This window comes from Nocardiopsis sp. CA-288880, assembly GCF_050955985.1.
Taxonomy (GTDB): domain Bacteria; phylum Actinomycetota; class Actinomycetes; order Streptosporangiales; family Streptosporangiaceae; genus Nocardiopsis; species Nocardiopsis tropica.
Genome location: NZ_CP192105.1, coordinates 5,647,842 through 5,661,209 on the forward strand (window position 1 = coordinate 5,647,842; position 13,368 = coordinate 5,661,209).

General features: G+C 75.2%; 14 protein-coding genes. 7 read left to right on the top strand and 7 right to left on the bottom strand.

Going from position 1 to position 13,368, the window contains the following annotated elements; all coding sequences use genetic code 11:
- Positions 1-3: 3 nt before the first annotated feature.
- From ruvA to ACQPYD_RS24465, 3 genes are all read right to left on the bottom strand, one after another.
- Entirely contained in the window at positions 4-618 is a 615-nt protein-coding gene (gene ruvA, locus ACQPYD_RS24455; RefSeq protein ID WP_433697864.1) for a Holliday junction branch migration protein RuvA, read from the bottom strand.
- A gap of 51 nt (positions 619-669) precedes the next feature.
- Entirely contained in the window at positions 670-1,218 is a 549-nt protein-coding gene (ruvC, locus tag ACQPYD_RS24460) for a crossover junction endodeoxyribonuclease RuvC (protein ID WP_267950462.1), read from the bottom strand.
- Positions 1,219-1,364: 146 nt separating this feature from the next.
- The gene (locus ACQPYD_RS24465; protein WP_433697865.1) at positions 1,365-2,006 is read right to left on the bottom strand and encodes a TetR/AcrR family transcriptional regulator C-terminal domain-containing protein; all 642 of its coding nucleotides are present in this window, start codon (positions 2,004-2,006) and stop codon (positions 1,365-1,367) included.
- Between the two features lie 97 nt (positions 2,007-2,103).
- On the opposite strand from ACQPYD_RS24465, the gene ACQPYD_RS24470 reads away from it, so the two are divergent.
- The 5 genes from ACQPYD_RS24470 (at position 2,104) to ACQPYD_RS24490 (ending at position 7,348) form a co-directional block, all read left to right on the top strand.
- A complete protein-coding gene (locus ACQPYD_RS24470; protein ID WP_433697866.1) occupies positions 2,104-2,793 on the top strand; it encodes a DUF998 domain-containing protein in 690 nt (229 codons plus the stop codon).
- Positions 2,794-2,844: 51 nt separating this feature from the next.
- The gene (locus ACQPYD_RS24475) at positions 2,845-3,681 is read left to right on the top strand and encodes an NUDIX hydrolase (RefSeq protein ID WP_433697867.1); all 837 of its coding nucleotides are present in this window, start codon (positions 2,845-2,847) and stop codon (positions 3,679-3,681) included.
- A gap of 97 nt (positions 3,682-3,778) precedes the next feature.
- Positions 3,779-4,900, top strand: a complete 1,122-nt coding sequence (locus ACQPYD_RS24480) for a J domain-containing protein (protein WP_433697868.1) — start codon at positions 3,779-3,781, stop codon at positions 4,898-4,900.
- Positions 4,901-4,958: 58 nt separating this feature from the next.
- Positions 4,959-5,954, top strand: coding sequence for a hypothetical protein (locus ACQPYD_RS24485; protein ID WP_433697869.1), 996 nt, complete (start codon positions 4,959-4,961; stop codon positions 5,952-5,954).
- A complete protein-coding gene (locus ACQPYD_RS24490; RefSeq protein ID WP_433697870.1) occupies positions 5,951-7,348 on the top strand; it encodes an adenylosuccinate synthetase in 1,398 nt (465 codons plus the stop codon). Before ACQPYD_RS24485 ends, ACQPYD_RS24490 begins: the two co-directional genes overlap by 4 nt.
- Positions 7,349-7,495: 147 nt before the next feature.
- Here the strand turns inward: ACQPYD_RS24490 and ACQPYD_RS24495 are convergent, their stop codons facing one another.
- On the bottom strand, positions 7,496-8,005 hold the full coding sequence (locus ACQPYD_RS24495) for a hypothetical protein (RefSeq protein ID WP_433697871.1): 510 nt from the start codon (positions 8,003-8,005) through the stop codon (positions 7,496-7,498).
- Positions 8,006-8,153: 148 nt separating this feature from the next.
- On the opposite strand from ACQPYD_RS24495, the gene ACQPYD_RS24500 reads away from it, so the two are divergent.
- The gene (locus ACQPYD_RS24500) at positions 8,154-8,579 is read left to right on the top strand and encodes a PPOX class F420-dependent oxidoreductase (RefSeq protein WP_433697872.1); all 426 of its coding nucleotides are present in this window, start codon (positions 8,154-8,156) and stop codon (positions 8,577-8,579) included.
- 15 nt (positions 8,580-8,594) lie between these two features.
- Here ACQPYD_RS24500 and ACQPYD_RS24505 read toward each other — a convergent pair whose 3' ends face one another.
- Positions 8,595-9,467 carry a LysR family transcriptional regulator gene (locus ACQPYD_RS24505; protein WP_433697873.1) on the bottom strand — a complete coding sequence of 291 codons (873 nt, stop codon included), beginning with the start codon at positions 9,465-9,467 and terminating at the stop codon, positions 8,595-8,597.
- Positions 9,468-9,682: 215 nt separating this feature from the next.
- On the opposite strand from ACQPYD_RS24505, the gene ACQPYD_RS24510 reads away from it, so the two are divergent.
- Positions 9,683-10,741: a tartrate dehydrogenase gene (locus ACQPYD_RS24510; protein WP_433697874.1), complete on the top strand. Its 1,059-nt coding sequence runs from the start codon at positions 9,683-9,685 to the stop codon at positions 10,739-10,741.
- A gap of 234 nt (positions 10,742-10,975) precedes the next feature.
- On the opposite strand, the gene ACQPYD_RS24515 is transcribed toward ACQPYD_RS24510, so the two are convergent.
- A complete protein-coding gene (locus ACQPYD_RS24515) occupies positions 10,976-11,533 on the bottom strand; it encodes a TetR/AcrR family transcriptional regulator (protein WP_433697875.1) in 558 nt (185 codons plus the stop codon).
- The gene (locus ACQPYD_RS24520; protein ID WP_433697876.1) at positions 11,523-13,088 is read right to left on the bottom strand and encodes an MFS transporter; all 1,566 of its coding nucleotides are present in this window, start codon (positions 13,086-13,088) and stop codon (positions 11,523-11,525) included. The genes ACQPYD_RS24515 and ACQPYD_RS24520 overlap by 11 nt, the downstream gene beginning before the upstream one ends.
- Positions 13,089-13,368: the final 280 nt, after the last annotated feature.

The window sequence follows — 13,368 nt, forward strand, 5'->3', positions numbered from 1 at the left end:
CTCCTAGGCGCGGCTGAGCCTGCGCAGGGCGGTGCGCAGCAGGACGGCGACGTCGGTGCTCGCGGACTCGGCGGTGACGGCGGCCGCGGCGGCCTCGGCGTCCTTGGCCGACCAGCCGAGGTTGACGAGGCCGGAGACGACCTGCGCGCGCCGGGCGGCGTCGGACGCCCCCGCAGGGGCCCCCTCCGCGGGGGGCAGCGTGCCGTCGGTGAGGACGGGCGCCTCCAGCTTGCCCGCCAGCTCCAGGACGATGCGCTGCGCGCCCTTCCTCCCGATGCCCGGCACGCGGGTCAGGGCAGCGGTGTCCTCGGTCGCCACGGCCTGGCGCAGGCCGGCCGGGCTGTGGACGGAGAGGATCGCCAGGGCCAGTCGCGGTCCGACCCCGGACGCGGTCTGCAACTGCTCGAACAGGTGCCTCTCGTCGTCGTCGGCGAACCCGAACAGGGTCAGGGAGTCCTCGCGGACGATGAGGCTGGTGGACACGGTGCCGGTCTCGCCGACGTGGAGCCGGGACAGGGCGGAGGGGGTGCACTGGACGGTCATGCCGACCCCGCCGACGTCGATCACGGCGCTGCCGGCGCCGCGTGCGGCCACCCGGCCGGTGAGGAACGCGATCATCTCGTGCGGGCACCGGGGGGCGGTGCCCTTCTCCTTCCTGGGGGCGGGGAGCTAGCGGCCGCGGGTGCGGCGGGCGAGTTCCACCTTGCGGGCGAAGTCCTGTGCGGCCTGGGCGACCCGGGCCTGCGCCCCGCCGCGCCAGATGTGGCAGATGGCGAGGGCGACGGCGTCCGCCGCGTCCGCGGGCCTGGGAGGGCCGTCGAGTCCGAGGATACGCGCCACCATGGTGCCGACCTGCGCCTTGTCGGCGCGGCCGCTGCCGGTGATGGCGGCCTTGGCCTCGCTCGGTGTGTGCAGGGCGACGGGCAGGCCCCGGCGCGCGGCGCACACCAGGGCGATGCCGCTGGCCTGGGCCGTGCCCATGACCGTGCTGAGGTTGTGCTGGGCGAAGACCCGTTCGACGGCGACCGCGTCGGGTCGGAACCGGTCCAGCCACTCCTCGATCCCGCGCTCGATGCCGACGAGCCTCTGGGGCAGCTCGGTGTCGGGACTGGTGCGGACGGCGTCGGCTCCGAGGAGGGTGAGCGGCTTGCCGATGGCCCCCTCGACGACACCGACACCGCACCGGGTCAGCCCCGGGTCGATCCCCAACACTCGCACTCCGCCCACCCTCGCTCGTCTTCGCGCATGTCCTCGAACGTCCGTTCGCACCATGCTAGCGGTGGGCGCCGACCCCCGCCGTCCGTCCGCCCGGGCGTGTCGCCTCCCCCGCCGGACCGCCACGCCCCGCGCGATCTCCCTGCGGATCAGGCGGTCCGGTCCCGTTCGAGGCCGGCAGCGATGCCGTCGACGATCATGAGCAGGCCGTCCTCGAAGGCCTCGTCCCCACCGGGGTCCCCTCCTCCGGCGAGCGCCGCGGCCAGGGTGGGCGTCGCTCCGGTCAGCGCGGCCCGCGCCTCCTCGGGAAGGTCCTCGGGAGGCGTCTCCCCCGCGGCCGCGTGGCGCTGCGCGTCGGCCTGCTGCTGGAGGACCGAGCCCACCACGTAGTGGTCGACGAGGACCGCGGCGCGAACGGCGCGCACGGGACCGAAGCCGAAGCCGACCAGGACGGCGAGTTCGGCGTCGAAGTCGGCGAGGGTGGCCTCCCCCGCGCGACTGCCTGCCACGACCCGGGCCGCGTCGCGGTGGGACATCAGCGCGGCCCGGCGCTCCCGGGCCCGGCGCAGCGACCAGGAGCGCCAGTCCTCCCCGGGCCCCGGGGGACTCCGTGGCGGGCGCAGGTGCTCGGCCATCCTGTCGAGGAGTTCCCGCTTGTCGCGGAAGTGCCAGTAGAGCGCCGGCGACTTCACGCCCAGGCGCTCGGCCAGCCGCCGGACGGTCAACCGGTCCAGCCCCTCGTCGTCGAGCAGCTCCAGTGCCGCCTCGACGATCGTCCGCCGGTCCACCATCACACCGCCCTCTGTGCTCTGCCTCCGGAACAGGGAGCTTATCACCGCTAAGGTAGCTTAGCAGTGATAAGGACTTACCACTGATAAGGAGACAGGCATGGCACCCCCCGCCGACCGCTTCACCCGCGCACTCCTCGCCTGCGGCGCCGCCGCCCCCCTGTTCGTCCCGGTCCTCCTCACCGAGGGGGCGTACCGCCCGGACTACGATCCGCTCCACCGGTTCGGCAGCGAACTCGCCCTCGGGGAGAGGGGCTGGATACAGACGGCCAACTTCATCGCCACCGGCCTCCTCCTGCTGGCCTTCTCCCTCGGCGTGCGGAGGGCGGCGCCCACCGGCCGGAGCTCGCTCGCGCTGCCGGCCCTGACCGCCCTGACAGGGGCGTGCCTGGTCGTCGCCGGCGTGTTCCCGACCGACCCCGCGGGGGTCGGGGCGGCGGGCGCGACCACCCCGGCCGGGACGGTCCACGCGGTCAACGTGCTGCCCTTCCACGCCGCCCTCACGGCGGCGCCCCTGGCGATGGCGTGGCGCCTGGCCGCCGAACCGGGACGGCGGGCGTGGGTGGCGTACTGCTGCGCCACGGGTGCCCTCGTCCCGCCGCTCTTCGCGGCCTTCATGGCGTCCGCGGAGCACGGCTTCCACGGCCTGGGACAGCGGGTCGTCCTGACGGTCGGGCTGACCTGGTTCGCGGCCGCGGCATGGCTGCTCCTGCGCTCGGCCGCCCGGAAGGACCCGGCCCCGGGCACGGGGGGCGGAAAAGGGGTGGACGGGGGCAGGACCGCGTGCTAAGTTCCTCTCAGACAGAGAAAAACTCAGATTGAGAATAACGAGGACCCGCACGTGACCGAGGACAGGACGCCCGAGCACGACGAACCGGAGAGCAGGTTCCTCTCCGGCTACGACCCCCACGCCTTCGCCCCCGCCGCGGTCACCGTCGACGTCGTCGCCCTCACGATCCGCCCGGAGGCCGGGACCGGGGAGACCGGGTCCCGGCGGACGGGGACCCCCCACGTACTGCTCACACGGCGCGCCGCCCACCCGCAGCGCGGCCGGTGGGCGCTGCCCGGCGGGTTCGTCCGCGCGGAGGACGGGCCGGACGGCCCCGCCGACCCCGACCTGCCCGACGCCGCCCTGCGCGTGCTGTCGGAGAAGACCCGGCTCCCCACCGAACTGCACCTGGAGCAGCTGGGCACCTACGGGGCGCGGGGGCGCGACCCCCGCATGCGCGTGTTCTCGGTCGCCCACATGCTCCTGGCCCCCGACCTGCCCGACCCCCACAGCGGCAGGGACACCGAGGAGGCCGCCTGGGTCCCGTGGAGCGAGCTCGGGCACGGCGAGGGCTCCCGGGCCGGCCGCGACCTCGCGTTCGACCACGGGCGGATCCTCGCCGACGCGGTCGAACGCGCCCGCTCCAAGCTGGAGTACACCGCCCTGGCCACCGCGTTCCTGCCGTCCGCCTTCACCATCACGGCGCTGCGGGAGGTGTACCAGGCGGTGTGGGGGCGCACCCTGCACGCCGCCAACTTCCACCGCAAGATCCTCGCCACCCCCGGGTTCGTGGAGGACACCGGGGAACTCGCCGAGCACGGCGGCTCCGGAGGCGGGCGCCGCGCCCGCCTGTACCGGGCCGGCGGCGCCGCGCTCCTGCACCCGCCCCTGCTGAGGAGCGCCCAGTGACCGGGGCGTCCCGACCGCGCCGGGACCCGCCCCGGAGCCGCCCCGCCGTCGTCCCCGCTCCGGGGGCCGCGCGCCACGTACGAGAAGGGAGGGACCGATGAGCACGGAACAGCACGACACCGCGGCGTTCGACGCGGCCCTGCGCACCGTCTCCCTGGCCGAGGACCCCGCCGCGCTGTTCGGCCCCGTGCCGGTCGGCGGCGGAGCCGTCCCCCCGGCCGCCACCGCCGAGTACCGCCGCCTGGCCCGCCTGGTCCACCCCGACCCGGCGCCCGGGAGCCGTCGCGCGGAGGCCTCGGAGGCCTTCACCCGGCTCACACGGCTGTGGGCCCTGTACCGGGAGATGGCCGCCGGGGACCTGCGCTTCGACGACCTCACCCTCACCACCCGGAAGCGCGCCTACCGTGTCGCGGCGGGGCGCCTGGCCCGGGGGGACGTCGCCGACCTGCACCCGGTCCGCTACCGCGACGGGGAGTGGCACGACGCCGTGCTCAAGCTCCCCCGGTCCCCCCGCGACAACGACCTGATGGAGGCCGAGGCGACCGCCCTGCGCCGCATGCGCGAGAAGGGCCACGAGCACTACCGGGCGTTCGTCCCCGAGCTGGTGGACTCGTTCAAGCACCGCGACGCCGCGACCGGGGTGGAGCGCCGCGCGAACGTGCTGGGGCGGCTGCACGGCTTCCACACCCTCGCCGACGTGCGGCGGGCCTACCCCGACGGGGTCGACCCCCGCGACGCGGCGTGGATGTGGCGCCGCCTGCTGGTGGCCGTCGGCAACGCGGCGCGGGCAGGGGTCGTGCACGGCGCGGTCGTGCCCGAGCACGTGCTGGTCCACCCCGCCGAGCACGGGCTGGTGCTGGTCGACTGGTGCTACTCGGTGACCTCGCACGCGTCGCGCACCGCACCGCACGTCCCGGCCATGGTGCCGGGCCGCGAGGACCTCTACCCGCCCGAGGTGGCCGCGCGACGCCCGGCCGTGCCGCAGACCGACGTCCACATGGCCACCCGGTGCGTCGAGTTCGTCACCGCGGGGCGCCTGCCCCGGGAACTGCGCTCCTTCGCGCGCGGATGCACCCTGCCGGCGCCCGAGCGGCGGCCCCGCGACGGGTTCGCCCTGCTCTGCGAACTCGACGACGTGCTGGAGCGCGTCTTCGGCCCGCGCCGGTTCCGCCCGTTCCACATGCCGGAACCCTCTCCACCCACCGCCCCCGCCCGCTAGGGCACCGACCCGCGGCCCCTCCCCGGCCGCTCCCGTCCCCTCAGAAGGAGACCCACCCATGGGAAACAGCAACTGGTCCACCGACGCCTACCACGCGCGCCAGGCGTACAACTCCTCCGTCGGGTCCAGCAGCTTCGGCTACACCGACGACGTGCTCGCCTCCACCCCCCGCAGCAAGTGGAAGACCCACCCGAGCCTGGACCCCCGGGACGCCGGCGTCCGGGAGAGCCGCGACTCCGACGAGCACCCCAACTCGCTCGCCATCTCCGTGCTGTTCGACGTCACCGGCTCCATGGGCACCGTGCCCCGCGTCCTCCAGACCAAGCTGCCCGACCTGTTCGGACTCCTGCTGCGCAAGGGGTACGTGGAGGACCCGCAGATCCTGTTCGGCGGGATCGGCGACGCCACCTGCGACCGGGCGCCGCTCCAGGTCGGCCAGTTCGAGTCGGGGAACGAGCTGGAGGACGACCTCGGCAACATCCTGCTGGAGGGCGGAGGGGGCGGCCAGGCCACCGAGTCCTACGAACTGGCCATGTACTTCATGGCGCGGCACACCGCGATGGACTGCCTGGAGAAGCGCGGACGGCGCGGCTACCTGTTCGTCATCGGCGACGAGATGGCCTACGGGTCGGTCAAGGCGCGCGAGGTGCGCGAGGTGATCGGCGACGACGTCACCGAGAACATCCCGTTCCCGCAGATCCTCGCCGAGCTGCGGCGCAGCTTCGAGGTCTTCTTCATCATGCCCACGGGCAGCCACTACTACGGCGACCCGAAGGTCAGGGGGTTCTGGGACACCCACATGGGCCAGAACGTCATCTACCTGGACGACCTCGAGGCGGTGTCGGAGACCATCGCGCTCACCGTCGGGCTGGCCGAGGAGGCCATCGACCTGGAGGAGGGGCTGGCGGACCTGGCCGAGGCCGGGTCGGACGCCGGGGAGGCGGTCGGCAAGGCGCTGCGCCCCCTGTCCTCCGCGCGCGGCTCGGTGGTGGTCGCACCGGCTCCGGGCGGGCTCCCCGCGGTGGCCGACGAGGGAGGGGTGGGCCGGCTGTGACGGGGACTCCTCCGCGGTGGTCCGACGGGAACGCGGTCGTCGTCGACCTCGGGTTCGGCGACGCGGGCAAGGGCGTGACGGTGGACCTGCTGTGCGCGCGGCGGCGCTTCGGCGCCGTCGTGCGCGCCAACGGGGGCGCGCAGGCGGCGCACAACGTCGTCGCCCCCGACGGCCGGCACCACACGTTCGCGCAGTTCGGAGCGGGAACCCTCGCCCCGGGCGGGCCGGTCCCCACCCACCTGTCGCGGCTCGTGGTCGTGGACCCCTTCGCTCTGGCGGCCGAGGCCCGGCACCTCGCGGAACTCGGGGTCCCCGATCCGTTCTCGCTGGTCACGGTCGACCGCCGGGCGCTGGTCAGCACGCCCTGGCACCAGGAGGCGAACCGGGTGCGGGAGCGGGCGCGCGGCGCCGGCCGCCACGGCTCCTGCGGGATGGGCGTGGGCGAGGCCATGGCCTACGCCCTGGCCCGCCCGGAGGACGCGCCGACCGCCGGCGACTGCGACCGCCCCGAGCTGCTGCGCCGCAAGCTGCGCCGCCTGGCCGACCACCTCGAGGCGGTGCGGAGGGAGGCCGCCCGCTCGGGCGGTGCTCCGCGGGAGGCCGGCCCGGTACCGGACGTCGAGGAGTGCGTGTCCGCGTACCTGGCGTTCGCGCGGCGGGTGCGGCTGGTGGACGAGGAGTACCTGCCCGGCCTGCTGGCCCGCTCCCCCGTGGTGTTCGAGGGCGCCCAGGGCGTGCTCCTCGACGAGTGGCACGGGTTCCACCCCTACACCACCTGGTCGACCACGACCACCGCGAACCCGCTCGCCCTGCTGGCCGAGGCCGGGCGGCCGGGCGACGCCCGCCGGATCGGCGTGGTGCGCACCTTCACCACCCGGCACGGCGCCGGACCGCTGGTGGCGGAGGACCCCGCGCTGGGCGAGCGGCTCGTGGAGCGGCACAACGGCACCCACCCCTGGCAGGGGCCGTTCCGGGTGGGCCACCTCGACCTCGTGGCGCACCGGTACGCGCTCGCGGCTACCGGCGGGGTGGACTCGCTGGTGGTCACGCACGCCGACGCGCCCGCGCGTGCCGGTGGCCGGCTGCGCTGGTGCACCGCCTACACGGGCCCGGACGGGGCCCCGCTGGAGATCGTCCCCGGCGACGCGCCCGAGCCGGGCCACCCCGCCCTCCGGGAGCCCGGCGGGCGCCGCGCGGGCCCCGCGGACGCCGCCCGCGCCGCGGAGCGCCTGGCACGGCAGGAGCGGCTCACCCGGGCCCTGGAGTCCGCCGCCCCGGTCCTCTCCGCCGCCCCCGCCGCACCGGGGGCGCTCGCCGAGGTGCTGGGCCTTCCGCTGGAGGCGGTGTTCTCCGGCCCCACCCGGGCCGACGCCCTCGTCCCGTCGGGCGTCTGACCGGCCTCCCCGCGGGGCCGGAGCGGACCGGCGTCCGGAGGACGCCGGTGGCCCCCGAACGCGGCGCCGGTCGGCCCGGGCCGACCGGCGGGTCCGGTCCCGCCCCGGACGGCGCCGCACGGGGCCCGGGGCGCCGGCCGCCGCGCCTCAGACGACGGTCAGGTGGTAGGTGGTGTCCACCCGGAAGCCCCGGCCGCTGTCCGCCCGAATCTCCAGCACGTACGCTCCGGGGCTCAGGGGGGCGACCGCGCCCCACAGCCCCCAGCTGTGCCTGCGGACCCACAGCGGGCTGCGGAACACCCCCTGGAACTCCTCCAGCGGCAGGGGCACGCCGTTGAGGTGCGCCTCGGCCCTCGCGACCGGCATGGCCGCCGGCTCCTGGGAGTACTCGAAGGCGTGCTGCCGGTTGAGCACCGGGAAGAACAGGGGGCGCCCCGAGGGCACCTCGCACCGGCGCACGACCCTGCCCCCGTAGGTGCCGGCGAGGAACCACAGGTCCTCCGGCTGGTTGAGCGCGGCGTGCCGGCCGGTGGCGTCCCTGACGGGATCGCACCCCTCCGGCGCGGACCACACCCACTTCCACCAGCGGGCCGAGAGCGCGACGCCCTCGCGGGCCCCGATCCGCCACGTCCCGCCCTCCGGCACGACCTCGCTCATGACGACCCCTCTCCCCTGCCCGGTCGCCCACCACGGACGCCTTCTCTGCGTGGATCGTACAGATATCAGTGGTTTCCCCAGCGCGCGGGCACACGCGTGGGACGTGTCGCGGCGGCGTTCCCGGACGGGCCCGGGTTAGCGTTGCGCCGTGACTTCCATCTCCGATCCCCGGGTCCGCGCCTTCCTGCTCGAAGGCACCCGCACGGGCAAGCTCGCCTACGCCGCCGCCGACGGCCGCCCCCTGGCGGCGCCGGTGTGGTTCACCGTCGAGGGCGACGAGCTCGTCTTCAACACCGGCAAGGAGACCGCGAAGGGGCGGGCCATCGCCCGCGACCCGCGGGTGGCGCTGGTCGTGGACCTGGAGGAGGCGCCGTTCGGCTTCGTACAGGTCCAGGGCGAGGCCGCGGTGTCCGAGGACCCCGGCGAACTCGTCCGGACCGCGACGGTGATCGCACGGCGCTACATGGGGCCCGACAAGGCGGAGGAGTTCGGCCGGCGCAACGGCGCCCCGGGCGAACTCGTGGTGCGCGTGCGCCCCACGAAGGTGCTCGCCGCCTTCGACATGACCGGCTGAGGACAGCGGACCCGCTCAGCCGACCGCGTGGGCGACGAAGGCCTCCGCCCCCGCGGTGAGGGGCCCGCGCCTGCTGATCAGCGCCACGTCCAGGTGACCGGTGGGGACCAGGTCCAGGACCAGCGCGCCCGCCCTCTCGGCGAGGTCGCGCCAGGCGTCGGTCACCACGGCCAGCCCCGAGCCGGCCAGTACCAGCGGCAGGACGGAGAGCCGGTCCTCCGTCTCCACCGCGATGTGGGCCTCCAGCCCGTCGGCGACCAGGTCGTCGACGAACCGGCGCATGCCCGACCCCTGCTGTCCCACGATCAGCCTCCGGCCCGCCAGCCGCTCGACCGGCACGGTCTCCCCCTCGCGGAAGGGGCCGTCCCGCGGGGCCAGGAGCACGAAGGCCTGCCGGACCAGCGGGCGCACGCGGACCACGGCCTCGGGAAGAGGTCCCGCCGTGGCCACCACGCCGAGCTCGCACGCCCCGGTCCGGACCATGTCGACCGCGTCGCGCGCGGTCAGGGCCACCCTGACCGACACCGACATCTCCGGGTGCAGCGCCGTGAACCCCGAGACCAGGTCGGTCAGCGGCTGGATCGCCTGGGTGGGCAGGGTCGCCACGTCCACCCTGCCGCGCCTCAGCCCCTGGGCCGCCTCGACGGCGGAGCGGGCCAGGTCCAGGCCGCGCACGGCCTCGCGGGCCGGTCCGACCAGCGCGTGCCCGGCCCCGGTCAGGACGACCCTGCGGCCGATCCGGTGGAAGAGGTCGCTGCCCAGGTCCCGCTCCAGCGCCCGGAGCGCCTGGGAGAGCGAGGGCTGGGCCAGGTGGAGGGCGGTGGCCGCGCGGTTCACGCCGCCGTGGTCGACCACGGCCAGGAAGTACTCCAACTGCCGGACGTCCACGACGAACTCCCGTCTCCTTATAGGCCTGGCCTATCAAAGGTATCGGCAGACGGTCTTGGACGCGCGCCCCCGCGGCTGCTGGGATCGGTGCAGGAACGAGCCGCCGTCCGCCGGGCTCCCGCGCGCGCCGCGGGACCCGCGTGCCCACAGCTCCCCCTCCGCCGGGCGCCCCGCACCCCCGCCGGGCGCACCGGCCCTCACTCACGGGAGACGACATGAAGCACTACCGCATCGCCACGATCCCCGGCGACGGGATCGGCAAGGAGGTCCTGCCCGCCGCCCGCGCCGTCCTGGACCGGATCGGCCGCCACCACGGCCTCTCGCTGGCCTACGACGAGTTCGACTGGTCGTGCGAGCGCTACCTGGCCGAGGGCTCGATGATGCCCGAGGACGGCCTCGACCGGATCAGGCACCACGACTCCGTACTGCTGGGCGCCGTGGGCTGGCCCGGGGTGCCCGACCACGTCTCGCTGTGGGGACTCCTCATCCCCATCCGGCGGGGGTTCCGGCAGTACGTCAACCTGCGCCCGATCACCGTCCTGGAGGGGGTGCCGAGCCCGGTCTCCCGAGCGCTCCCCGGAGAGGTCGACTTCGTGGTCGTGCGCGAGAACAACGAGGGCGAGTACTCGCAGGTCGGCGGGCGCGTCTTCGAGGGGACCCCGGAGGAGACGGTCGTCCAGGAGTCGGTGTTCACCCGCAGGGGCGTCGAACGGGTGCTGGAGTACGCCTTCGACCTGGCCGGCCGACGGGGCGGACGGCTGACCTCCGCCACCAAGTCCAACGGGATCGTGCACACCATGCCGTTCTGGGACGAGCTGGTGGCGGAGCGCGCGTCCGCGCACCCGGACGTGGCGTGGGACCAGGAGCACATCGACGCCCTGGCCGCCAAGATCGTCCTGGACCCGGCCCGGTTCGACGTGATCGTCGGCTCCAACCTGTTCGGGGACATCCTCAGCGACCTCGCCGCCGCGGTCGCGGGCGGCATCGGGGTGGCCCCGTCCGCGAACCTCAACCCGGAGCGCGAGTTCCCGTCGATGTTCGAGCCGGTGCACGGGTCGGCCCCCGACATCGCGGGCCGGGGGCTGGCCAACCCGCTCGGCGCGATCTGGTCGGCGTCGATGATGCTCGACCACCTGGGCCACGCCGAGGCGGGCGCGCAGGTGATGGACGCGGTCCGGGAGGTCCTGGCGTCCTCGCCGGTGCGCACGGCCGACCTGGGCGGGACCGCGGGCACGGACGAGTTCACGGGCGAGGTGCTCAGCCGCCTCCCCTGAGCCCGCCCGGGACCGGGGCCCCGCCCGCACCGGCCCGGTCCCCGTGGCGGGTGCGGCCGTGGGGCGGGGCGCCGGCGCGGACGGACGCACGGCGCCGGACACCGGGCCCCGCCCTCCACGGGGCGGAGGGCGGGTGCGGTCGCGACCGCGGGACGGGACCCCGGCTGCCACGGGGCAGGGCGTCAGCGACGCCGGTCGGGACTCGCCGACGTCCTCAGCGGCCCATGGGCGGGTTCACCCCAGCGCCCTGGCGAGGACGCCCCGGATGTGGTCCGGGTCGGCCTCTCGGTCGTCGAGGAGGATGGCCGCGCACAGGCCGTCGGACAGCGCGACGACGGCTTCGACCGCGGCGGGGTCGTCGGTCCGTGTCCGGGCGAGCTCCGCGACGTTGTCGCGCCAGTGCCGTGCCACCGGCCGCAGGGCGGGGCGGCGGGCCGCCAGGGTCGACAGCTCCCGTTCGGCGAGCGCGCGTTCCCTGCCCGGGCCGGCGGATTCGGCGATGAGGTGGGCGAGGCCGGCGATCGGGTCGTCATCGGACTCGATGAGCCGGCGGATGCGGCGGGTGTACTCGTCCGTGACGCTGGTCAGGGCGGCCACCAACAGGTCGTCCAGGGTCGCGAAGTAGTAGAGGGTCAGGCTGGTGGTGATGCCCGCCTCCTTGGCCACGGTGCGGTGGGTGACGCCGGAGGCCCCGTCGCGGCGGACGATCGCGAGCGTCGCCTCGATGATCTGGGCCCGGCGGCGTTCACCGCGCAGCCTGCGCCCGTCGACAGGTTTTCGTTCAGCCGCCATCTTCCCGCTCACCAGTGGTCGCCGTTCCTGCCGACGAGGCTATCGGCTCCGCCTCACGGGCGGTGTCGCCCAGGGGCCGGAGGTGGCGCAGCGACGTGAAGCAGACCAGCGAAGCAGCCGCCACGGCGAGGCCGGCCAGCACGGCGGCGGTGTTGAGTCCGCCGGTGAACGCGGTTCGCGCGTGGTCGAGGGCCCAGGCCGGCAGCTGGTTCCCGAGGGAGGAGGCTCCGAGGAGGCTGTCACCGTAGGCGTCGGCCTCGGAGGGGGACAGCCCGGGCGGGGCCTCGACCCGGCTCCGGTAGATCACGGTGGTCAGGCTCCCCAGGAGCGCGACCCCCGCCGCGATGCCGAGTTCCTGAACGGTCTCGGAGAGCGCGGCCGCCGATCCGGACTTCTCCGGTGGCGCCGCGCCCACGACGATGTCGGTGCCGAGCGCGGCGATGACCCCGAGTCCGAGGTAGACGAACGCGAATCCGGTGATCACTCCCGGTGTGCTGTCGGCCCCCGCGAGGGAGAGCAGGGCGTATCCGGACAGCGACAGCGCCAGGGTGGCCGACATGACGACGCCGGGCGACACGCGAACGGCCACGAGCGGGGCGCCGACGGCGCCGACGAGCATGGCCAGTGCGGGCGGCCCCATCCACAGCCCGGCCGTCAGCGGCGAGAGGCCCGCGACGAGCTGCAGGTACTGGGTGACGAGGTACATCGCTCCGCCGAAGCCGGCCAGGCCGACCATCAGGACGGACAGGGCCGCGGAGAAGGCCCGGCCGGTGAAGAGCCCCATGTCCAGCAGCGGCTCGCTCAGGCGCAGCTGGCGTCGGACGAAAGCGACCGCGGCGCCACCGCCGACGAGGACCGCGACCGCCGCCGGGGCATCGACGCCGTGGGCGGCCGCGTGCTTGACCGCGTAGACGGTCGGCAGCATCGCCGCGAGGGACAGCCCGACGCTCGGCAGGTCGAGCGGGCCGGCGGAGGACCGGTACTCCGGCAGGAGCACCGGCGCGGCGACCAGCACCAGCACGGCGACCGGCACGGCGACGAGGAAGACCGCGCCCCACCAGAGTTCGGCGACCAGCGCCCCGCCCGCGACCGGGCCCGCCGCCATCCCCAGGGCGAACATCGTCGCCCACACGCCGATCGCCAGCGCCCGCTGCCGGACGTCGGTGAACATGGTGCTGACCAGCGACAGCGTCGAGGGCATGAGCGTCGCGCCGGCCACTCCGAGCAGTGCCCGCGCCACGATCAGCCACAGGGCGCTGGGGGCGAACGCCGCGAGGACCGAGGTCGCGCCGAACGCCGCCGCCCCGATCATCAGCAGTCGGCGCCGCCCGATCCGGTCGCCCAGCGTCCCCATCGTGATCAGGAAGCCCGCGATGAGGAAGCCGTAGGCGTCCATGATCCAGAGCGTCTCCGTCGCGGTCGGGTCCAGGTCCGCGGCCAGGCTCGGAACGACGAGGTAGAGCGCCGTCACGTCGAGCCCGAGCAGCATGGTCGGCAGCGCCAGCAGCGCGAGACCGGTCCACTCGCGCCACCCGGCGCGCTCCGACTTTCCCATGCCCGCCACATCCCTCAGAAGTAGTTGAACCAACGTACTACTTGTACCATAGTTCAACATTCGGTGGCCGGAAGCACGAAGCCGGGCCCCCGGCGCCCACGGCCGGCGGCGACCGCCGGAGGGACGAGGGACCCGACCGGGCGCCCACACAGGTCGGGGCGGGGCACCGAGGACACACGCGGCCCGGCCCGCCCGCCGTGATCCCGTGCCCGTGGCGGGGCCGGGCGCCCGGCCCCGCCACGGGCACGAGGCCGTCGGGACCGGTCCCTCGCGCCGCACC